Below are 20,910 nucleotides of genomic sequence, written 5' to 3'. Positions count from 1 at the left end.
GGTCAGAAGTCCCATCCGAAAAAGAATTGGTGGAACAACCCGGTTTGCAGCTTTGTGAAGTTCTCTTCGATCCGTTTTCCAAGATCATACCGCAGGACCAGCGCCCCGCCGAGGTTCAGGCGGGCTCCGGCGCCGATGCTTCCGAGCGTCTGCAGGTACTCGTCGTCCCACGCGTTTCCCGCGTCGAAAAAGAGCGCTCCCCGGATCCCCACCAGCGTCAATCCCCCGAACGGGAACCTGATCGCGACCTGATCGAGGAACGGGAATCTCAATTCGTTGCTCGCCAGCCAGAGCTTCTTGCCGCGGAGGGAGAACCGGTCGTACCCCCGGAGGTCCCAGCTTCCTCCCATGAAGAATCTGCGCGCCTCCTTTCCGTCGTTGTAGAAGAGCCAGAGCCTGAGCGCGTAGGCGGAGCGCTCGGCGAGGCGGAAATACTGCCGGTAGTCGAATATGACCGAATAGTAGTTCGCGTTCGAGTACTGGATGTCGGTCGTGTAGCCGAGCGTGACGTTGAACCGGTTCCCGTCGAGCGGCCCGCTGGGGCCCCACAGGGAATTATCGTGCGTGAACGAGATCGAGTTCGAAAGGAACAGCGCGTGCCGGGCGAGGTCGAGGTTTGACTGCTCGACGCCGGCGATCCCCAGGTCCGACGCGTCCTTCTGCGAGTTGCTCAGGCTGATGTCCGCGGCGATTCGTTTGAACCGGGAGATCGGATAACTCAGCGTGAAGTAGCCGCCGAAGACCCGCTCGAAAAAGAACTGGTCCGGGTCGGTGAGATCGTAGCGCCGCCCGCTGAACCGGTAGATCCCGTACGCGAAGCTCGTGCGCTGCTGGAGGGAAATTCTTGAAATGGCGATATTGAAGCTCGAAAGAAGCTCATCCGAGGCCTGGGCGGTATTATAGAGGAGGAAGTAGTACTGCTCGTTCCCGAGAAGGTCGCTGAGGGCGAGGAACGCCCCCCCGTTCGTCCCGAACACGGGGTCGGTCGCGATCTGGCTCTGGGCGATATCCAGGCTGTACTCGCCGGTGTAGCGAAGCGTTTTCACCTCCGACTCCCCCGCGATCGTTCCGGGTGACCAGGGCTTCTCTTTCACCACGAAGTCCATCGGGACTCTGGTCGCGGACGAATCATATGCCGCATAGATCCCGGGGACGGCCCGGATCTGGAAGCGGAAATTCTCGAACGCGGCGAAGATCATCGTGCTGTCCTCCCACGTCGGATCGAACGCGGCGGTCGTGAATTCGGTGACTTTGCGCATTTCCGCCGGCCGCGCGCCCGCGCTGTCGATCTTCATCATCCAGACGTTGCGCGCCCCTCCGCGGTCGCAGGTGAAGATCATCGCGCGCCCGTCGGGCGACCAGCGGGGCGCGGAATACGTCTCGTTGCCGTAGGTCAGATAGCGTATCTGCTCCGTCTTGACGTCGTAGAGGAACAGGTTGTATTTCCCGTGTTCCCCGTACGGGGTCCGGTCGGAAGAAAAGACGATTGTTTCGCCCGACGGGGACCAGTCCGGGTCGCGGTCGTCGTAGACGTCGTTTGTCAGCCGCGTCAGGACGCTTCGTTCGGTGTCCCACACGTAGAGATCGCTTGTGCCGGACTTGTCGACGGCGTTGAAGACGATCCGTTTACCGTCGGGAGACCAGGAGGGCGAGCCGAGAACGACGAGGTCCTTGAAGTGGTAGGTCTCGACGATCTTCTCGGCGGCGAGGTCGTAGAGATGGAGCGCGTCGTTTTCCCCGCTCTTGGTGATGAAGGCGAGGATCCCGCCCGCGGAGACGTCCAGTTTGCTCTGGAAGATGTGAAACGCTTCGAACTCGTCGGTCTTTTCCCCCTCGATGATCGTAACCGGTTTCCGCTCCGCCCCGCTGTCGAGGGAAACGCGGAAGATGCTCGTATACCCGGTGTGGTTACCGATGAAGTAGAGCTCCTTCTTGTCGCCCCGCTTCGCGTAGACCGGTTTCGAATTGAACCCCTCCATCACGATCGGTTTGGAGGCCGCGCTCGGCTGGTCGGACGCCGCGAGAAGGGGATAATACTTTTTCTTGAGCGCGTAGGTCCAGTCTTCGTCGAACTGGCGGTAATTCCGGTCGATCGTCAGCTTGAAAATCTCGTCGAACGAGCCGGACTTCCAGAAGTTCTCCATCAACAGGAGAATTTTTTCCTCTCCGTACCGTTCCGAGATGAACTGGAGGATGTTCTGCCCCTCCTTGTACATCAGGAATGTTCCGAAGATCTGGTCCATGTCGCTCAGCGGCACGAGGTAATTGCTGACGACTGCGTCGCGGATGACCATCTCCGCCTGGTCGTCCCAGTCGGTCGACCAGTACTCCGCAAGGCCTTCCACGAACCAGAGCGGGGGCAAATGGTCCTGCGACATGCGGTGATCGGAGAGGATCCGGTTGATCTTGCTGTGCATGAACACGTGCGTCAGCTCGTGCCGGATCACGTGCCGGAAATCCCACATCGAGCCGTCGTAGGGAATCACGACGCGCCCTTTCAAAAACTCGAAGAACCCGCCGGTTCCTTCCGAAACGAACCCCGGAGTCGTGTTGGTCTGCTGGAAGTGAAGGTGGGAGCTGTAAAAAATCAGAGGGATGCGGTTGGTGACGTTATGGCTGAACTTTTGCTCGAGCACCTTGTAGCTCTCTTCCGCGAGAAACGCGCCGCGCTCGGCGAGGTCCACCATCTCGGGATAGTAATAGATGTCGAAATGCTCCGTCTTCAGCACATGCCAGTCGAAATCGGTGTACTGGACCTTGTTCTCGCCGAAGTAGAAGAACTGCGCCCGGGAGGTGGTGACGAGGAGAAACAGCAGGAGGGAATATGGGATCAGCCGGCGGCACATACCTAACTCTTCATTTTCAAGTTAGCAGTTTCGCGAGAAATATGCAATCTCCGGTGGTATCGGGCGGCCTCCCCGCCCCTACAAACGCAAGCGACCTGAAGGTCGCGCCTACCGATGCCTCGGGTTTGGTAGCCGCAGCCTTCAGGCTGCGTGAACCCGGTACAATGCCCGCAACCTAAAGGTTGCGGCTACCGATTCCGCCACCGTTGCAGTTTCCGATGCCGGCACCGTTGCCACATGGTAGGCGCAGCCTTCAGGCTGCGCGCTTCTACCTGGCCTTCCCCAGCTCCCATTTCAAATAATCGATGATCTTGACGGGGGTCGGGTCCATGCCGTTCAGCATCGCGAGATAAAAGCTCACCCAGTCGCCCAGGTGGACCAGGTAGAAGAGTCTCGCGAGGAGGGAGTTCCCCTCGCTCGTGATTTCGGTGATGCTCGAGGCGTATTCGCTGACCACGCTCTTCGTAATGTCGATCCGCATGCCCACGCGTTTGTGATCCTGACGGTCCCGGAGAAAAATAACCGCCATTTCGTTCATCTGCCGGCGCAGGACCCTCCAGCCCACGAGCTCGTTATGGTTCATCTCCGGAAGCACGTTTCCGAAAGCGAGGACCTTGGCGTTCTCGGCGAGCTGCCCCCTCCACCGGACGCCGACCGCGTCCAACCGGTCCGCGGCGGAGTAGATCACCGGCAGTTTGCCGTAGAGTTTCTGGGCAATCTGAAGCGCCGGGTTGCGCTTCGGCTCGAGCGAATTAAATCTCCTCGATGAGCGTTCGAGGAGGGCGAGCGTTTCCCGCAGGTCTTTCTCCCGCGCCCGGACGAATTTCATTTTGACGAGGGCGATGAGCATCGGAAAGAACGAGTATCCGAGAGCGGCCCTCGGCGGGAGCCGCTTGGGGATGGAAATGACCGTCTGCCTGAATTTCCGCGCGAGCCGGGCGGTTTCGCCGTTTGTGCTGATGCAGAGGACCCGGGCCTTTCGTTTCCTTGCGTCCAGATGCGCCGAGACCGTCTCCTCGGTGTCGCCCGAATAGCTCGAAACGATCACGAGCGATCCCGGGCCGACGAACTCCGGCAGCACGTAGTTGCGGTTGACGATAAACGGGACGCGGAGTTCCGCGGCGAGATAGGAGCGGAGCAGATCGCCGGCGATGGCCGAACCCCCGAGTCCGGTGACGACGACGTTGTCGATCCCCCGGCTGTCGATCGGCACGGCGCTCCGCTTCGCGATGGCGACGGCCTCCCGGGCCTGGAGCGGGAACGCCGCAAGAAGTTCACGCATGCCCGATTTGTCGTACAGATCAACGGTTGATTGGTTCATGGCAGAATGTTCCTCGATTGGTGATGCGGAGAGCGCCGCCGCCGCGTCAGGGCGCGGGATCGTTGTCCAACGGCAGGTCGGGAATTTCCTCCCTGAGAAAGTTTCGCAGGTACGATTCCGACTCCTCCGCGGTCGGGAACTTCAGAACTTCGGCCGCGATCTCCCGAAGACGATCGTACCGCAACGACCGCACGATTTTCTTGATTTCGGGAAGGATCCCCGGTACGACGCTCATTTCATCGATCCCGAATCCGATCAAGAGGGGCACGGCCAGGGGGTTTCCCGCCATTTCTCCGCAAATCCCCACCCATTTCTTTTCCTTGTGTCCCGCGTTGATGATAAATTTTATGGTCGTGAGGACCCCGGGGTCGAAGGTCTGGTAAAGCTTCGACACGAGGCTGTTTCCGCGGTCGACCGCGAGGAGGTACTGGATCAGATCGTTCGAGCCGATGCTCAGGAAATCCACTTCCGCCGCAATCATCCTCGCATTGAGGGCGGCCGAGGGGACCTCGATCATGACCCCGAGCTTGATCTGTTCGTCAAATTTGATCCCTTCGCGCTTCAGGTCCGATTTTGCCTGACCGACGAACTCCTTCGCCTTCCGCACCTCGCCGATGGTCGTGATCATCGGGAACATGACGGCGAGATTCCCGTGGGCGCTGGCGCGGAGCATCGCCCGGAGCTGGTTCATGAACAGGTCGGGCCGGTCGAAACAGATACGGATGCCCCTCCAGCCGAGGAACGGGTTCGATTCCTCCGCTGTCTCGGGAGCGATCTTGTCTCCGCCGATATCGAAGGTCCGCATGATGACCCGGTTGGGGGCAAGCCGCTCGACGACCTTCTTGTACTCGAGGTATTGCTCCTCCTCCGACGGGATCTCGTCCAGACCTATGAGCAGGCTCTCCGTACGGTACAATCCCACTCCTTGCGAGCCCTGCAGAAGGACGTATTCCAGCTCCTCGGGAAGTTCTATATTCGCAGAGAGCTCGATGCTGTGGTTATCGGCCGTGGTCGCGGGAAGGTCCCGCAGTTCGGAAAGTCTCGCCTCGAACGTCAGAAGGTGTTCACGCTTCCGCTCGAGCTCCTGGACGCGTTCTTTGGAAGGATTGATCACGACCGTGCCGCTGTACCCGTCGACCACGATCAGGTCGCCCGTCTCCGCTTCCCGGCTGATATCTCCGAGTCCGACCACCGCCGGAATCTTGAGCGAGCGGGAGAAGAGCGCGGCGTGCGATGTGACTCCGCCCTTATCGGTGGCATATCCGAGGACATGGTTCCGGCTGAGGATGATCGCGTCCGCCGTCGTGAGCTCATGCGCGATCACGATGACGGATTCTTCGAGCCGTGAGACGAGTTTTTCCTGGTGCAGGCTTCGGATGACCCGGTGTTTCAGGTCCTCGATGTCGTGCGCCCGTTCATGCATGTACTCGGCGTTGGCCTCCATCATGAGACTGGCGTACTTTCCGATTTCATCGCTTACGATGAACTCGGCGTTCTTCCGCTCCCGCCTGATACGGTTGACGACGGCGTCGAGCAGGACCCGGTCTTCCAGGATCATGATCTGGGCTTCGAAGATTCTCGCCTTCGCATCGCCGACTTTCTGGCGGGCGAAGAGGAGGATCTTGTTCAGCTCCCGGGACGCCTTCTCGACGGCCCTGGTCAGCCGCTCGATTTCCGGCTCGACGTCGCCGGCCGCGACCTCGCGCTCCTCGACCCGCGGAATGGTCTTCGTGAAGAGATAGACCCGTCCGATCGCGATCCCCGGAGATGCCGCAATCCCGTTGAGAACGACCTCCCTCGCCGGCGTCTTATCGGGCATTTTCATTCCTCGTCGAACCCGCTTTCGAAGAGAGCCACCACGGCGTTCGCCGCCTCCTCTTCGTCGTTTCCCGAAAACCGGAGAAGAAGTTTCGACCCCTGTTCCGCCGCAAGCGTCATCACGCCGATGATGCTTTTGCCGTTGATCTCCATGTCGTCCTTGAATATGAGGAATTCGGAGTTGAACTTCGAAGCCGTCTTGACCAGCGTGGCCGCAGGCCGCGTGTGCAGGCCCGTCCGGTTCTTGATCACCACCTCACGCTCGATCATCAGGCGCTAGGACGCTCTGTCGAGAAGCCGGTGCGAGAGCCAGAGGAGGAGTTCTTTTCCCCTTCCCGGTTTGATCGGCCTCAGCGATTCCTGCGCGCGGGCCGTGCTCCGCTCGATGGCGCGTTCGGCCGCCTCAATTGTGCCGGTGCGAACGTAGATGCCGCGGACGCGGTCGACCACGCGGGTGGTAATGCCGTTTCTTGTCCGAAGGGAGCTCAGGAAGGAGCGGTCGCCCCCCCGCGCGCGCCCGAGCGCCGTGAGAAACAGGTAGGTTTTCTTCCGTTCCCTGATGTCGCTCCCGATCTTTTTGCCGAACTGATCCTCGCTCCCGACGGCGTCGAGGAGATCGTCCCGGATCTGGAAGGCTCTCCCGAGGTGTTCTCCGAATGCGCGGAGTGCGGCGACTTCCCCCCGCGTTCCGCCTCCGACCAGGCCGCCGATCTCCGTGGCGGCTGCGATCATCCTGCCGGTTTTCTTCCCGATCATCGACAGATATTCCTCCAGGGAAACGTCCTTCCGGATCTCGAACTCCTTGTCGAGCGCCTGTCCCTCGCAGACCTCGATGAACGATTCGGTGAAGACGACGAGAATTTCCTTCAGGCGGCGTGTGTCGGTCCTGAGAAGGGAACGGTACGCCAGGGCGACAAGCTCGTCTCCCGAAAGAATGGCGATATTCGGGTTCCACCGCTCGTGCACCGTCGCCCTTCCCCTCCGGAGCTCGGAGTTGTCCATGACGTCGTCGTGGACGAGCGTGAAGTTGTGGAGAATTTCCATCGCCGCCGCCGTGTCCAGCGCGCGGCGGGGATTGCCCCCCACGGCTTCACACGAGAAGAGGACGAGGAGAGACCGGATCCGTTTTCCCCGTCCGGAAAGGACGTAGCGAATGGGCCGGGAGACTGAGACGGGCGTGTTGTGATCGGCGAGCGACCGCAGTTTTTCTTCGACGCGAACTCTGTAGGCGTCGTAGACCCGCCCGGGATTTGTATGCTTCAATGGCCTGGCGATGGCGAAAGGTGTATAATTGGGACGGGAGCCGCTCTCTATGCGGGTATAATAAGAAAAGAGGGTATGAGAAGCAAGGGAACTGCGGGAATTTGAGCCGTTTTGGGGAGTGCTTGAACCTTTTGAAATAAATTTTTCCTATCTTACGCTCCGGAAAATGGACTCCATAACCCACTCCTGAACCCATAAACCCCGATGCTCCGCCGCGTCCTCGTTCTGGTGACTGCCGCTGCGCTCTTGGTTGCGGAGTATTCCTGCAAGCAGAAGGCGGACCAACAGGTGGCTAAGAAAACGACTGTCGATTCGAAGAACGAGCTCTATGTCTACCTCGACACACTCGAGCGGAGATACGAGCATGCGTGCGAGCGGATGGGGCTCGCCAACTGGAACAGCTACTCGCAGGAAGCGCCGTTCGACCTGGATGGCGCGAAAGCGGAATTTGCCGGAATTTTCGGCGACACGACGGCCCGCTCCATCATCGAAACGTGGCGGGGGAGGTCATCCTCCCTGTCCGACAAGCCGCTCGCCCGCAGGCTGGAGCTCTGGCACCGGTGCTTCATCGGCGGGGCGATCTATGCCGATCACGGGATCGCCGGGATCGAGAACCGTCTTCAGCAAACGATCACCGGCTTCAAGCTGAAGATGGGCGATTCGCTCCTGACGCGGGCCCAGGTGAGCAACCGGTTGAGGCAGGAGAGGAAACAGCAACAGCGGCACAAACTCTGGTCGCTCACGTCCCAGATCTCCGCGTCCGCCGGAGAAGACCTCGTCAGGCTCGTCAAACTCAGGAACGAAAAGGCCCGCGAACTCGGTTTTCCTAATTACTATTCCCTTGCTCTTCGGCTCCAGGCGATCGACGAGGCCTGGCTCCTCAGGACGATGAACGAGCTCGAAGAGCAAACCCGCGCGCCGCTGGAGGACTTCATGGCTACCGCGCGGGAGAAGATGCACGCGGAGACGTTCGAAGCGTGGGATTTCGACTACGCCCTCCGGGAAGCCGTCCAGCTGCCCGACAGGTACTTTCTCCCGGAATCGGTGTTCGCGATCATCCACGAATTTCAGAAGAGCATCGGCTTCGATGTCGATTCGCTCCCCATCCGGGAGGTGGTGAAGGACATTCCGTACGGCGGGCTGAGCCTCGCGATCCGCATCCCGTCCGACTCGAGGTTCCTGGTGAATCCGACGAAGGGGAAGGGCTTCTATGCGGTCGCCTTCCATGAGTATGGCCACTCTCTGAAGGCGGTCCACACCCGGGTCGAGTATCCGATCCTCAGGGGGTACGAGTGGATTCCCGGCGCCCAGTGCGCCGCGTACGAAGAGGGCGTGGCCGATATGCACGGGGAGTTTACGGACGATTCGCTCTGGATCTCCGGCTACACCGATGTGAAGCCCAGGCAGATCGAGCGCTATATCAAGAACCGGTCGATTCCCGCGCTTTGCCGGCTCCGCCGGTTGATGAAGGACTTTTTCTTCGAGTACCGGATGTATCAGGATCCGGGCCAGGATCTCGGGGCGCTGGAACGGGAGATGTTCAAGAAGTATATGCTCGTCGATCTCGACCCGGGGGAGCCCGCCCAGTTCGCGGCGTCGATCTGGTACGTGTCGTACCCCTGCTACTACCAGAACTATGTTCTGGCGGGAATGATTGCGACGCAACTTCAGGAAGCGCTTTCCAGCAAGTTCGGTGAACAGAAGAGCCGCAATCCTCATCTGGCGGAGTGGATGATCGCCCATCTCTATGCGTCGGGCGAATCGGAAGAATGGACGGACCGGATCCGGGATGCCACGGGCAAGTCGCTTGAGAGCGGCGCCTACCTCCGGAAGCTCGGCATCGACGTGACCAGGAATATTACGAGGGATTGAACCGATGAGATGTGCGTTCACGTTGCTTTGCGTCGTGCTTCTTGCCGCGGCATCGCTGGAAGCCCAGCAAAGCGGCATCCTTGATTTCTATCCGCATGCGGATACGGTATGCCAGTTCCCGCCCATCGGGAAAGACCTTGCGATCGTCTGCTCGAAAAAGGTTTCACGGAGGTACGTCACTTTTGTGGGGTTACAGGGGGATACCAGGGTGCTGCTCGCGGCCGTTACGCTCAAACCCCTTCCGGATCCGCGGAAATCGATCTCGCTCTCCGTGGAATTCCAGGGGATTAACCCGAACCCGGGAAAGACATCGACCTGGGCGTACCTCTACGACCGGAATGGCGACGGAGCGATCGATTACCTCGCCCTTGTCGGGGGAGCGGCCGCCTACAAGCCGGCGGATTTTCCCGAGGGTTTTCCGGAACGGACCAAACCGATGGATTACGACCAGGCCGATTACTACGTGGGCCACTGCAGAATCGTGTTCAACCATTGGGCGGACGACAACTACGACGGGGTCCTGGACGCGGCGGTCCAGATCGACATGGATCCGGACAGGGAGTGGGTGGACCGACAGATCGTCGTGCGAAGCAGCGGGTTCGACGGCAAGTTCGACGATGTCTGGGCGTTCCGGGGGGCGATGGGAGACGATCGGGACAGCGTGAATCACACAATCACGAGCGTCCCGTTCCACCCGATCGGCAAGCCGCGCGCCGAAATCAACGCGGCGGCGTTCAACGAGAAGACAGGCATCCTCCGGCTGCTGAACCAGGCGGCGAAGGAATGCGGGTTGACCCGGGAGAACTTTTATCCCGAGCCACCCGAATGAGGCGGACTATTTGTTCAGAAGACGGTAGGTAAACCCGCCGGAAAGCGGAAAGTATTGCCGTGTGGGATCGATCACCCCGAGCGTCGATTTCCCCTGGACGAAGAATGCGATCGATTCGGTGACGGGAACCTCGATCCCCACCCCGACCGACCATGCGAACGCCGACGCGCTCTGCCCCGAAACGGTGAATGCCGTGTCGCCGGAACAGGTGATCGCCCCTTCGGAGAGATGGAGATAGCCGAACCCGATCAGAAAATAGGGGGCAAGGCTCCTTCGTGAAGGCGAAAAAGTTCCCTTGTACGAAAACATGATGTTGAAGACGCTGGTCGGATTCCTGGAGAGCGCGACGTTCTTTTGCACCAGATTGAGTTTCGTCCGGAAGGCGGCCACGTCAAAAGCCCATCTCGAATATTCCACCGTGGCGAGCAGCGTACTGTAGCCGATCGAGCCGGGGTTCGTCGAATATCCGAACCCGGCGCCGGCGTTCCATCCCTTTTTCCAGTAATCCTTGAAATGATCCGGAAGGTACGGCAGAGAAACTCCCCCTGAGAGAGAAATCTCGGGAGTCTTCACCGTTGAACTATCGTCCTGCGCGTGCAGGCACGTGAGAAGACTCGAGCTGATCAGAATAAGGAGTAAAACACGCTTCATGACAGATTCCCTCTTTAAATGAGAAAGCAATGACGCCGGTAATTACCCAACGGGGGGGTTCGCTCAAGGAGCAAGAGTATACGAAGTTTTCCGCCCTTTTTCAAGGAAGGCGGGGCTTGACAAAGACTATTTCTTCACGTTCCAGTGTGACGGTGCCCGCCGGAGCCCCCCGGGGTTTGTGGACATATTTTCGCTCGCAATAGGCGACGGGTACGTTGCTCGCCTTTCTCATTTTGCTGTAGTACGCGGCGATGCATGCCGCCTCCCGGATCGCCTCGCGCGGAACTTGCTGTCCCTTCTGGACCTTGAGGACCGTGTGGGAACCGCTGGCCCCGCGCGCATGGAACCAGAGATCGTTCGGCTTGGCGAAGCGGGTCGTCAGCAGGTCGTTGTTGGCGCTGCTTTTCCCCACCAGGACCTGGAAGCCGCCGGTGATTTCGAATGTCCTGAACGGGAGCTTCTCCTTCCCGCCGCTTTGTTCCGGAAGCCCGGTTGTCTTCAGGCCGCTCGCGTACTCCTTCTTGAAGGCCGCGACTTCGGCATCCGTCCGGGAGGCGTCAAGGCGCTGAAGCATTTCTTCAAAGTGATTGACCTTTCCTTCCAGTTGTGCGATGCGCTTCTCCGTTTCGGAAAGGGCCGCCCGCAACTTTTTCGCCTTCCCGAAGTATTCTTCCGCGTTCCGCGCCGGAGTGAATGCCGGATTGAGCACAACGGTGACGGTCTCACCCGCAAGGTAGGGATCCGACACGTCGACCCAGCCCGCTCCTTTCTCAACCAGGTGCAGATTCCCCATGAGCAGCCGGCCCATCCGTTCGTACTCCTCGGCCCGCCACGATTCGGCCGCCGCGGCGCGCGCGAGATTCAGCGCGCGGTTGCCCCGCTCGATCTCCTTTGTGATCGCGCCGAACAGTTCGTCCTTTTCCGATTCCGAAGAGCGGGTCCGGGAGGTTTTTCCGATGAACGATTTGATCGCGCGGTGTATGCTGTCGAACCGCTCCGGCTGCATGTCCGCGAGATGCCGGAGGGGAATCGCCGAGAGGACCACCGGCGTCGCCCCCCGAACGTAGACGTACGTTCCGTCCGTTTTCCCTTCTTCCCGCCGCTCCCCCTCTTCCATCGCGGCGATCATCCCCCGAACCTCCCGATGGAGGCGGTCCAGTCCCTCGTCGGCGAGGTCGCGCACGGGAGTGTCCTCGCCCACGCCCGCGCGGATGAGCGCCTCGCGCGCGAACACGGTCCCGAGAACGGGCACCGCAGCCTTCAGCGCCTGGAAGAGAAGCGGCGGGGACGCGTTCCTCAACGATTCCCGGAACGGGAGAGGATTCTCCAGGATCGAAGCGTCGAACTTCCGTTCGTCCAGCCGGAGGATGGTTCCCTGCAGTTTCTTGCGGTTCTTGAAGGCATTGAGGATTTTCAGGTCTTCGCCGGTCAGGTAGATATTGCTCGCAGCGCTGTCATACAATCTGACGTAGAGAAAGCGGCGGTCCCGGAAGGCGAACCTCAGGGTTCTGTCGAAGGGAAGAAGCGAGACGCGATCGACGACCGAACCGGTGAGCTCCTCGAACAGATCCACCGAATTCCTCCTTGCGCGGGAATTCTGTTCCTCCACGAAGAGGTAATTGAGACGCGGATTGACGGAAATGTGCAGGGAAGACCGGCTCTGCGGGAGATCCGCCCCCGGGGTCCGGTCGACGCGGATAATCAACTCGTCCTTCTGCTGTGTGAAGATTTCGGCGATGGCAGAAGACCGGAGGAGCGTATCGAGCTCGCGGGTGAGTGCGACCAGCGTGAAGTAGTGTGTGACCATACGCGGGAGAGGGGCACCGGGATATGTTGTGGCTCCAATATAGAGAAAAAGTGCGCGATTCTCAATCCTGCTCCCCGGAGGGAATGTTTTCCTTGACCACTGATCAAATATTTTGTACCTTGGTGGGGGTTGGCACCTCAGAAGGCCGTGTTTTTCCATGATTTCAAGCATGACGGGATATGGGCGGGGAGAAGTAACCGAGAAACGGATCACCGCTTTCGCGGATCTGCGCAGTGTGAACAACCGGTTTCTCGAAGTGACTGCCCGGCTCCCGCGAACCCTCTCCATGCGCGAGAACGAGCTGAAGGAGCTGGTCCGCACCAAGTTTTCCCGCGGCAAAGTGAATCTCGTCGTCACGATCACGCGCGAGAACGACAGCGAGGCGCCCGTCAAAATCAATCCCGCAGCGGCAAAAGCCTACGTCAAGCTGCTGAACAGCCTCCGGAAGACCGCCGGCATCAAGGAGCGGATCACGCTCGATCATCTGTTGAAGTTTCCCGAGGTCCTGGAGATCGACGTATTCGACTCCGGCGACGAGCTCGAGTGGTCGGTGGCCCGGAAGGCGATCGCCGCCGCGCTCGACGATGCCGAAAACATGCGCAGGCAGGAGGGAAGCGAGCTGATGAAGGACCTTCTCGCCCGGATCGCCAGCCTGGACTCGAGCATCGGGCAGATCGAACGGGTCGCGAAAGACCTGATTCCGCTGGAGCGCAGCCGGCTGGAAGAGCGTTTGAAGCAGCTCCTGTCCGATACGAAGGTCATCGACTCGCGGCGGCTCGAACTCGAAGTCGCGCTCTTCGTCGACAAGCTTGACGTGACGGAGGAATGCGTCCGGTTCCGAAGCCACACAAAGTTTTTCAGAAACGCCATGGACGGCGAAGAAAGCGCGGGGCGCCGCCTCAATTTCCTTGTTCAGGAGATGAACCGCGAGGTGAACACGGTCGGTTCCAAGGCCGGCAGCGCGGAGATCGCGCACAAGGTTGTCGCCATGAAGGAAGAACTCGAGAAAATCCGAGAACAGTTGCAGAACATCGAATAAACCGGAGAGCACCAGAATGCCCATTAAGCCCATCGACATTGAAGAACTGACCAGCCGCGCGGAAAACATCTACGAAGCGATCGTGATACTCCTGAAGCGCGCCCGCCAGATCAACGAAGAACAAAAGATCGAATTCAACCAGCGGATTGAAATGCTGCAATCGCGCGTCTTCGAACCGGAGGATGAAACGGAGCAGCCCCAGACGAACCCGGATCAGATTCTGGTCGCCCAGGAGTTCGAGCAGCGTCCCAAGCCGACAGAAATCGCCATCGGGGAATTGATGGACGAAAAGCTATCGCACCGGTACAAGGAGGAAGATCCACCGCCGTTCGCGGCCGTCTAACCACTTGTCATTCTGAGGAGCGAAGCGACGAAGAATCTCCTGGATCCTTCCCGGAGTTTACACCGAGCGACGCGAACGTGCCCAGGATGACAGACCGTTTCAAAGGCCGTCGAAGGGTGGGAGCCCTGTTGACCCATGCTGAAAAACAAGCACATCCTTCTCGGGGTCACGGGCGGAATAGCCGCATACAAGATCCCGTTTCTCGTTCGTGAGCTGAAAAAAGCCGGAGCGGCTGTCCGCGTCGTCATGACGGAGGCCGCAACGCAGTTTGTGACCCCCCTCGTCCTCTCCACCCTTTCGGGCGGAAAGGTCGTCGTCGGCACGTTTCCGGACGCGGCTTCGGGCGCAATCGATGCGGGAACATGGCACATCGAGCTCGGCCGCTGGGCCGACCTGATGCTGATCGCCCCCGCTACCGCCAATCTCGCGGCCAAGCTCGCCCACGGATACGCCGATGACGCTGTTTCGACTCTGGCGCTGGCGGCCCGCTGTCCCCTTGTCATTTCGCCCGCGATGGATGCCGACATGCTCCGGCACAGCGCGACTCAGGAGAATCTGACCCGGCTCCGCGAATTGGGCTACACGGTGCTTCCGCCGGAGGAAGGCGAACTGGCGAGCGGGTTGACCGGACCCGGACGGCTGCCCGAGATTTCGGCGATCGTTCGCGCTCTGGATGAGGTGCTCGGTTCTGCCCGCCGGGATTTGCGGGGGAAGAGAATTCTGATCACAGCCGGCCCCACCCGCGAGGCGATCGACCCGGTGAGGTTTCTCGGAAACCGGTCCTCGGGAAAGATGGGATTCGCTCTGGCGAACGCGGCGGCCCTGCGCGGAGCGGAGGTGACTCTCGTTTCGGGAGCCGTCTCGATCCCGGCGCCCCGGAATGTGCGCCTGATCGGCGTCGAAACGGCGGACCAGATGCTCGGCGCCGTGACGAAGGAATTCGGGAAATCGCATGCGCTGATCATGGCGGCTGCGGTATCCGATTTCAAGCCGGCGCAGATCTCGCGCGGGAAGATCAAGAAAGAGAAGCTGGGAACCGACGGCATGACGTTGCGCCTGGAACGAACGCCCGACATTCTCGGAACCCTTTCGGCCAAAAAACACGGCGCCGTCGTCGTGGGATTCGCCCTGGAGACCGACAACGGCCTCCGGAATGCGAAGACGAAACTGAAGGAGAAGAAGCTTGACCTCATTGTTCTGAATAATCCGCTGACGGACGGGGCGGGATTCAATTCGGATACCAATGTGGTCACCATCATCTCGAAGTCGGGAAAAGTCGAGCGCCTGGCAAAGATGCAGAAGTTCGACGTGGCAAATCGTATTCTGGACCGGCTCTCAAAAATGTTGTAATCGTACGGCGCCGCCCGCGGCCAAAGCCGGGGAAGCGCCGGGAATCTGCAGGATCCTCCCCTGGCGACGAATGAAATCAAATGAAGTATCGGATGTTCTCGACAAGGCGCGGGCCTACCTGATGCAGCAGCGCGATCTCTTTGGAAATATTGTCTATACCGAGGAATCCGGAAAGAAGATCGCCGGCGGGGCGGCGAAGCAGCCGGACTCCGCAGTGGGCATTCCCGACGAGCCGTGGGCCGGCGCGGTGTCTCCGGCGGAACTGTACGGCCAGATTCATGAATGCCTGAAGTGTCCGTTGGGACAGACCCGGATCAAATTCGTCTTCGGGACCGGGAATACGAACGCGGACATCATGTTTATCGGCGAGGCGCCGGGGGCGGACGAAGATGCGCAGGGCGAACCGTTCGTCGGAAGGGCGGGACAGCTCCTCAACAAGATTATCGAGGCGATCGGGATGAAGCGGGAGGAAGTCTATATTTGCAACATCCTCAAGTGCCGCCCGCCGCAGAACCGCGACCCGTTGCCCTCCGAGATGGAGACATGCTCGCCCTACCTTCTGAAACAGATCGATCTCATCAAACCGAAGTTCATCGTCTGTCTCGGACGGATCTCCGCCCAATGGCTTCTCCGGACGAACGAAACCCTCTCCGCGCTCAGGGGCCGCACGCACGAATTCCACGGAGCGACGCTGATCGTGACGTATCATCCGGCGGCGCTCCTGCGCAACCCGGCCTGGAAACGGCCGGCCTGGGAGGATATGAAAGTGCTTATGGAACTCCATGAAAAACGGAAACAACAACAGGCGTCGTGATGGCAAACGGTACGAGTGAAATCCAGACGGCCCCTCCTTCAGCGGCATTGCAACCGGTGAACGCTCCTCCGGCCGGACGCACCCCGCCCCAGGCGGTAGACGTCGAAAAGGCGATTCTCGGGGCGATGCTTATCGACAAGGAAGCCGTTCCAAAGGCTCTCGAAGTGCTCGATGCCACCAGCTTCTATCATCCGACGCACCAGAGGTTGTTCGGGTCGATGGTCTCGCTGTTTGAGAAGGGGGACGCGATCGATGCGGTCACCGTGGTCGAAGAGCTCAGGCGGAAAGGATCGCTCAATCCCGCCGAGGATCCGGTCTATGTCACCGAGCTGACGATGAATGTGACGAGCTCGGCGAACATCGAATATCACGCCCGGATCGTCCTGGAAAAGGCGCTGATGCGAAGCCTCATTACAGCGTCCTCCGCGGTCGCAGCAAGGGCGTACAACGAAACCGAGGATGCCCTCGACCTGCTCGACGAGGCCGAGGCGAAAATTTTTCAAATTTCGGAACGCAGGCTGAAGAGAGCGTTCACCCCCATCAACCGCGCCCTGCACGAGACGTTTGCGATGCTGGAAGAGATTCACGGCAAGCACAGCGGCGTGACCGGGGTCCCGAGCGGCTTCCCGTCGCTCGACGAGAAAACGGGGGGATTCCAGAATTCCGATCTGATCATCATGGCGGGAAGGCCCAGCCAGGGAAAGACCGCCCTCGCGCTTGCAGTCGCCCGCAACGCGGCCCTGCACCCGGAAAAGAAAACGAGCGTGGCGATCTTCAGCCTCGAGATGTCCGAACAGCAGCTCATTATCCGCATGCTCTCGGCCGAGGCACGGGTCAACGCCCACCAGTTGCGGACCGGAAAGCTACCGGACGAGAACTGGAAATACCTCAGCAGGAACGTGGGGAAGCTCGCAGAAGCGAAGATTTTCATCGACGATTCGGCGGCGCTCAGCATCCTCGAGTTGCGGGCGAAGGCGCGCCGGCTCAAGGCGGAACACAATATCGGCCTCGTGATCGTCGATTATCTGCAGCTCGTGGCCGGTCCGAAGAGCGCCGAGTCGCGCGAACGCGAAATCTCGATGATCTCCCGGTCGCTCAAAGCCCTTGCGAAAGAGTTGAACATACCGGTCATCGCGCTTTCCCAATTGAACCGGACCCTCGAATCCCGCGGTGACAAGCGCCCCGTCCTTTCAGATCTTCGCGAATGTGTCACAGGGGAAACTCTCGTTTATCTTGCCGACGGACGCCGGATCCCGATCCGGGAACTTTCCGGGCAGCAAATGGAAGTATTCACAATGACCAGGGAGGGACGAATTGGAACTGCCTTCTGTGATGCGGTCTGGCCTGTCGGAATCAAACCGGTCATGAAGGTGACTCTCTCCAGTGGCCGGTCTATCCGTGCAACGGACAAGCACCGCCTCTACACTATCAACGGCTGGTGTGAAGTCAAAGATTTGGCGATAGGCGATCGCTTGGGAATTGCCCGGAGCATTCCTGAGCCTGACGCGAGAGTTGAGCGCTGGCCCGACGAACGGTTGACACTCCTGGGCCAATTGATCGGGGATGGAAGCTACTTGAGCGGTCAACCATTGCGTTACACGACGGGTTCCGAAGATAATAGTGACGCGGTACGGAATGCAGCTTTGCAGGAGTTTGGCACAAAGGTTACCCGATATCCCGGGAGAAGGAGTTGGCATCAGTTGTTGTTGAGCGGAAACGGCAATCGTTGGCACCCAGAAGGCGTGAATAGGTGGCTCCGGGAATTGGGCATCTTCAACCAACGATCGTATCAGAAGAGAGTCCCGCGAGCCATATACCAATTGACCAATGATGAGATAGCCCTCTTCCTAAGACATCTCTGGGCGACCGACGGATGTATTCATTCCCGTACCGGCGGCTCAAGCACAATATACTATGCCACGAACAGTCAGGGCTTGGCTTACGATGTTGCGGCGTTGCTCCTTCGATTCGGAATCGTTGCGCGCATTCGCAGCACCCGGAAGGCCCAATATAGGCCGGGCTATCAGGTGATCATTACAGGAGTCGACGCTTTCTTGAAATTCCTCGGAAGCGTGGGAACGTTTGGACCGCGGCGCATGCAGGGCGACAGGTTGGCTGCGACATTGGAAGGTGTTGATTCCAATACAAATGTTGACACGATACCGGTCGAAGTATTTGATCTTGTGCGGGCAAGAATGAAAGAGCGGGGCATCTCGCAGCGAGAGATGACGCATCGCCGCGGAACGTCGTACGGGGGAACTTCCCATTTCAAATTTGCGCCCTCGCGCTCAACGCTGCTCTCATACGCCGAATTACTGGATGATCCATTCCTCGGAGAATGTGCGACCAACGACCTGTTCTGGGATCGGATTGTTTCAATCGAGCCTGACGGTGAGGAAGAGGTGTTTGACCTTACCGTGCCAGGCACGGCATCCTGGCTCGCAGATGGAATTGTCAGTCATAATTCGGGAGCCATCGAGCAGGACGCGGACGTGGTGATATTTGTCCACCGGCCCGAGACGTACAACATCAAGGAAGTGCGGGACGTCGACGGTACGACGATCGACGCCGAAGGGATCGCGGAGATCATCATAGGCAAGCAGCGGAACGGCCCCACCGGCCAGGCGCTCCTCACGTTTGTCAAAGACTACGCCGGCTTCGAGCGCAGAGCTCCCCGGGCCCTCGAGAGCTACCTTCCACCCGCTCCGGTGGTCGAAGGAGAACCGCCCTTCTGAGGAACTCCCGGACGATCGGATTTCATGCCGGGAGGTGCCTCGCCGTCATCCTTCCGGTGCTCGTTCTGGGCTCTGGAACCTCTTTCGCCCAATCGGAAGACGCCCTCATCTGCAACAAGCTCTTTTCCTACGCGTTCGAACACGCCCTCATCAAGAAACCCATCGGCGACCTCATCGTTGCGGTTGGCGGTCAATTCCTCGGTAAGCCGTACGAAGCGCACACGCTCGACACACCCGGTGAGGAACGCCTTGTGGTGGACGTGCATAGCTTTGATTGTGTCACGCTGGTCGAAGACGCCTGCGCGCTAGCCCGGTGCATCAAACAAAACCGTCTCACCTTCGACACGTTCCGGTCCGAGCTCCAATCGCTACGGTACCGCGGCGGGGCGATCCGGGGATACGCCAGCAGGCTCCATTACTTCACCGAGTGGATCGCAGACAACGAGAAAAAGGGGCTCGTGAAGGACGTGTCGAAAGAGCTCGGAGGGACGCCTTACCGGAAGACCATCGACTTCATGACCTCCCATCGCGCCTCTTATCCGAAACTCTCGGAAGATTCCGCTTATTCAGCATTGCGGAGCATCGAGGATTCGCTTTCGGCACGCGCCCTCTACCACATCCCGCGCTCCCAGATATCCAGGCTTCAATCGGGGATCCGGAACGGCGACATTATCGCCATCACCACGGACCTTCCCGGCCTCGATGTCAGCCACACCGGCATCGCGGTCCGGACCGAGGACGGAACGCTTCACTACATGCACGCTCCGAATGTCCATGGGATCGTCCAGATCTCCCGGGAAACCCTGGAGGCGCACATCAGGAAATTCCGCTCCTACACCGGTATCATCGTTATCCGCCCGATCGAACCGGGGGAATGATTCCGCCCGCGTAACTGACCCGCCGCCACCCCCCTTCATTTCCACCCACCCGACACGTTTTGGGCCGGGATTACCTTTCAGTTCCAGCTATTCTCGCCATTGGAATCCTCCCCGGGATGCCACACGATGGGATTCAGCGGCGAGGCGGCACCCCCCCCTCGGACATTTAATCGGGTAAATTGCCACATCAGTGACGCAGAGCACCAAGATCATGACCCAATCTTAATTAAATTTAACAGATCGCCATCGTGAGATAGTGCTCCAGCCGGACGAGGAGGATCATCGGAACTCGGATGAATCTACCCTCCCATCGTCAATCAAAACTCAAGAAAAGATCGAAGGGTGAGGGAATGTGCGTTCCCGCCGCCTTTCTGACCATTAATCCACCGCTGGCGAAGCAAGTTCTCGGGACATCTCTTGCCGACCCCGGCTTGGGACACCCTACTCTAACTCATCGCCAAAGAAAGAAATCATATGGGACAGCAACAAATTTTACTCATTCTTCTCGGCGTGATCGTTATTGCAATCGCGATCGCGGTGGGGATCACACAATCGAGTGCCCATTCCACGCGCGCGAACGAAGACGGCATTACGACTTCGCTTGTTTCGATCGCCTCGGACGCGTTTCAGTACAAGATTCGACCTGGAACTCTGGGGGGCGGAAGCGGATCATACCTCGGGTACCAAGTACCCAGACAACTCGCCCAGGACGACAACGGCACCTACGCGGTCAGTGTGCCAGGAAATGCAGGCCACATCTCCTTCACAGGGACAAGCGTGCTCAATACAGCCTGGGTGGCCACGCTCACGGCGGACGATTCCGGGAGGACCACATTGACGTTCAACGGCTGGTAGAAGTCACAGGTTGTAATCGCGCATGATTCTGAAGAATGCAACAGCGGTCGGAAAGGTGAAACGAATGAACACGGTTCTCAGCATGGCGGGAATCGGCGCTTAGCAAGCGTTGCCCTCCTGACCTAACATCCTGAACATCTGTAAGGGCCTGATCCCGCGATTGCGGGATCAGGCTTTTTTAACCTCCCCTTGCCGGGCAACCGGTGTCTTGGTGGTGGGTAAATTTCAACAGCCAAGCAGAACACCCGCAGCCTAAAGGCTGCGGCTACCAAGCCCGAGGCATCGGTAGGCGCGACCTTCAGGTCGCGTAACGAGATGCGAACGAAACTCAGACCGTAGGAGGTGTCATCGTTGGTTTGGATTCCGCCGGGGATTTCTGTACCTTTTAACACCAAAATGTCCCGTTTGCCCCGAATGACGGAGTAGGCGGGACGAACTTTATTCCCAAATGAAGAACATCTGCATACTCGGGTCGACGGGCTCCATCGG

The 20,910-nt window shown here is 59.3% G+C and carries 16 protein-coding genes; 9 read left to right on the top strand and 7 right to left on the bottom strand.

Annotated features, from left to right (window positions below):
* Nucleotides 1–2: 2 nt before the first annotated feature.
* The 5 genes from VI215_00470 to VI215_00450 form a co-directional block, all read right to left on the bottom strand.
* Nucleotides 3–2,846 carry a BamA/TamA family outer membrane protein gene (locus VI215_00470; protein HEY6190778.1) on the bottom strand — a complete coding sequence of 948 codons (2,844 nt, stop codon included), beginning with the start codon at nt 2,844–2,846 and terminating at the stop codon, nt 3–5.
* Nucleotides 2,847–3,114: 268 nt separating this feature from the next.
* Complete coding sequence (locus VI215_00465) at nt 3,115–4,167, bottom strand: bifunctional phosphoglucose/phosphomannose isomerase (GenBank protein HEY6190777.1); 1,053 nt, start codon at nt 4,165–4,167, stop codon at nt 3,115–3,117.
* Between the two features lie 46 nt (nt 4,168–4,213).
* Nucleotides 4,214–5,986: a phosphoenolpyruvate--protein phosphotransferase gene (ptsP, locus tag VI215_00460; protein ID HEY6190776.1), complete on the bottom strand. Its 1,773-nt coding sequence runs from the start codon at nt 5,984–5,986 to the stop codon at nt 4,214–4,216.
* Between the two features lie 2 nt (nt 5,987–5,988).
* Nucleotides 5,989–6,255 carry an HPr family phosphocarrier protein gene (locus VI215_00455; protein HEY6190775.1) on the bottom strand — a complete coding sequence of 89 codons (267 nt, stop codon included), beginning with the start codon at nt 6,253–6,255 and terminating at the stop codon, nt 5,989–5,991.
* Between the two features lie 6 nt (nt 6,256–6,261).
* A complete protein-coding gene (locus tag VI215_00450) occupies nt 6,262–7,248 on the bottom strand; it encodes a polyprenyl synthetase family protein (protein HEY6190774.1) in 987 nt (328 codons plus the stop codon).
* A gap of 204 nt (nt 7,249–7,452) precedes the next feature.
* On the opposite strand from VI215_00450, the gene VI215_00445 reads away from it, so the two are divergent.
* Nucleotides 7,453–9,120, top strand: a complete 1,668-nt coding sequence (locus VI215_00445; GenBank protein HEY6190773.1) for a hypothetical protein — start codon at nt 7,453–7,455, stop codon at nt 9,118–9,120.
* 4 nt (nt 9,121–9,124) lie between these two features.
* Nucleotides 9,125–9,949: a hypothetical protein gene (locus tag VI215_00440; GenBank protein HEY6190772.1), complete on the top strand. Its 825-nt coding sequence runs from the start codon at nt 9,125–9,127 to the stop codon at nt 9,947–9,949.
* Between the two features lie 6 nt (nt 9,950–9,955).
* On the opposite strand, the gene VI215_00435 is transcribed toward VI215_00440, so the two are convergent.
* Together VI215_00435 and VI215_00430 are read right to left on the bottom strand one after the other, a co-directional pair.
* Nucleotides 9,956–10,600 carry an outer membrane beta-barrel protein gene (locus tag VI215_00435; GenBank protein ID HEY6190771.1) on the bottom strand — a complete coding sequence of 215 codons (645 nt, stop codon included), beginning with the start codon at nt 10,598–10,600 and terminating at the stop codon, nt 9,956–9,958.
* Nucleotides 10,601–10,700: 100 nt separating this feature from the next.
* Entirely contained in the window at nt 10,701–12,407 is a 1,707-nt protein-coding gene (locus tag VI215_00430; protein ID HEY6190770.1) for an NFACT RNA binding domain-containing protein, read from the bottom strand.
* A 169-nt stretch (nt 12,408–12,576) separates the two neighbouring features.
* Between VI215_00430 and VI215_00425 the strand changes: the two genes are divergently transcribed.
* From VI215_00425 to VI215_00395, 7 genes are all read left to right on the top strand, one after another.
* Nucleotides 12,577–13,446, top strand: a complete 870-nt coding sequence (locus VI215_00425) for a YicC/YloC family endoribonuclease (GenBank protein HEY6190769.1) — start codon at nt 12,577–12,579, stop codon at nt 13,444–13,446.
* A gap of 16 nt (nt 13,447–13,462) precedes the next feature.
* Complete coding sequence (locus VI215_00420) at nt 13,463–13,789, top strand: DNA-directed RNA polymerase subunit omega (GenBank protein ID HEY6190768.1); 327 nt, start codon at nt 13,463–13,465, stop codon at nt 13,787–13,789.
* Nucleotides 13,790–13,924: 135 nt separating this feature from the next.
* Nucleotides 13,925–15,139, top strand: a complete 1,215-nt coding sequence (coaBC, locus tag VI215_00415) for a bifunctional phosphopantothenoylcysteine decarboxylase/phosphopantothenate--cysteine ligase CoaBC (GenBank protein ID HEY6190767.1) — start codon at nt 13,925–13,927, stop codon at nt 15,137–15,139.
* A 70-nt stretch (nt 15,140–15,209) separates the two neighbouring features.
* Nucleotides 15,210–15,953, top strand: a complete 744-nt coding sequence (locus VI215_00410) for a uracil-DNA glycosylase (protein ID HEY6190766.1) — start codon at nt 15,210–15,212, stop codon at nt 15,951–15,953.
* Nucleotides 15,953–18,688, top strand: coding sequence for a replicative DNA helicase (locus VI215_00405; protein HEY6190765.1), 2,736 nt, complete (start codon nt 15,953–15,955; stop codon nt 18,686–18,688). The genes VI215_00410 and VI215_00405 overlap by 1 nt, the downstream gene beginning before the upstream one ends.
* A gap of 56 nt (nt 18,689–18,744) precedes the next feature.
* Nucleotides 18,745–19,566 carry an N-acetylmuramoyl-L-alanine amidase-like domain-containing protein gene (locus VI215_00400; protein HEY6190764.1) on the top strand — a complete coding sequence of 274 codons (822 nt, stop codon included), beginning with the start codon at nt 18,745–18,747 and terminating at the stop codon, nt 19,564–19,566.
* 474 nt (nt 19,567–20,040) lie between these two features.
* Nucleotides 20,041–20,421: a hypothetical protein gene (locus VI215_00395; protein HEY6190763.1), complete on the top strand. Its 381-nt coding sequence runs from the start codon at nt 20,041–20,043 to the stop codon at nt 20,419–20,421.
* The last annotated feature ends 489 nt before the right edge of the window (nt 20,422–20,910 follow it).

This window comes from Bacteroidota bacterium (assembly GCA_036522515.1).
Lineage (GTDB): Bacteria > Bacteroidota > Ignavibacteria > UBA10030 > SZUA-254 > VBOC01.
Note: the sequence above shows the minus strand (reverse complement) of the source record. Positions and strands in the feature narration are given on the sequence as shown.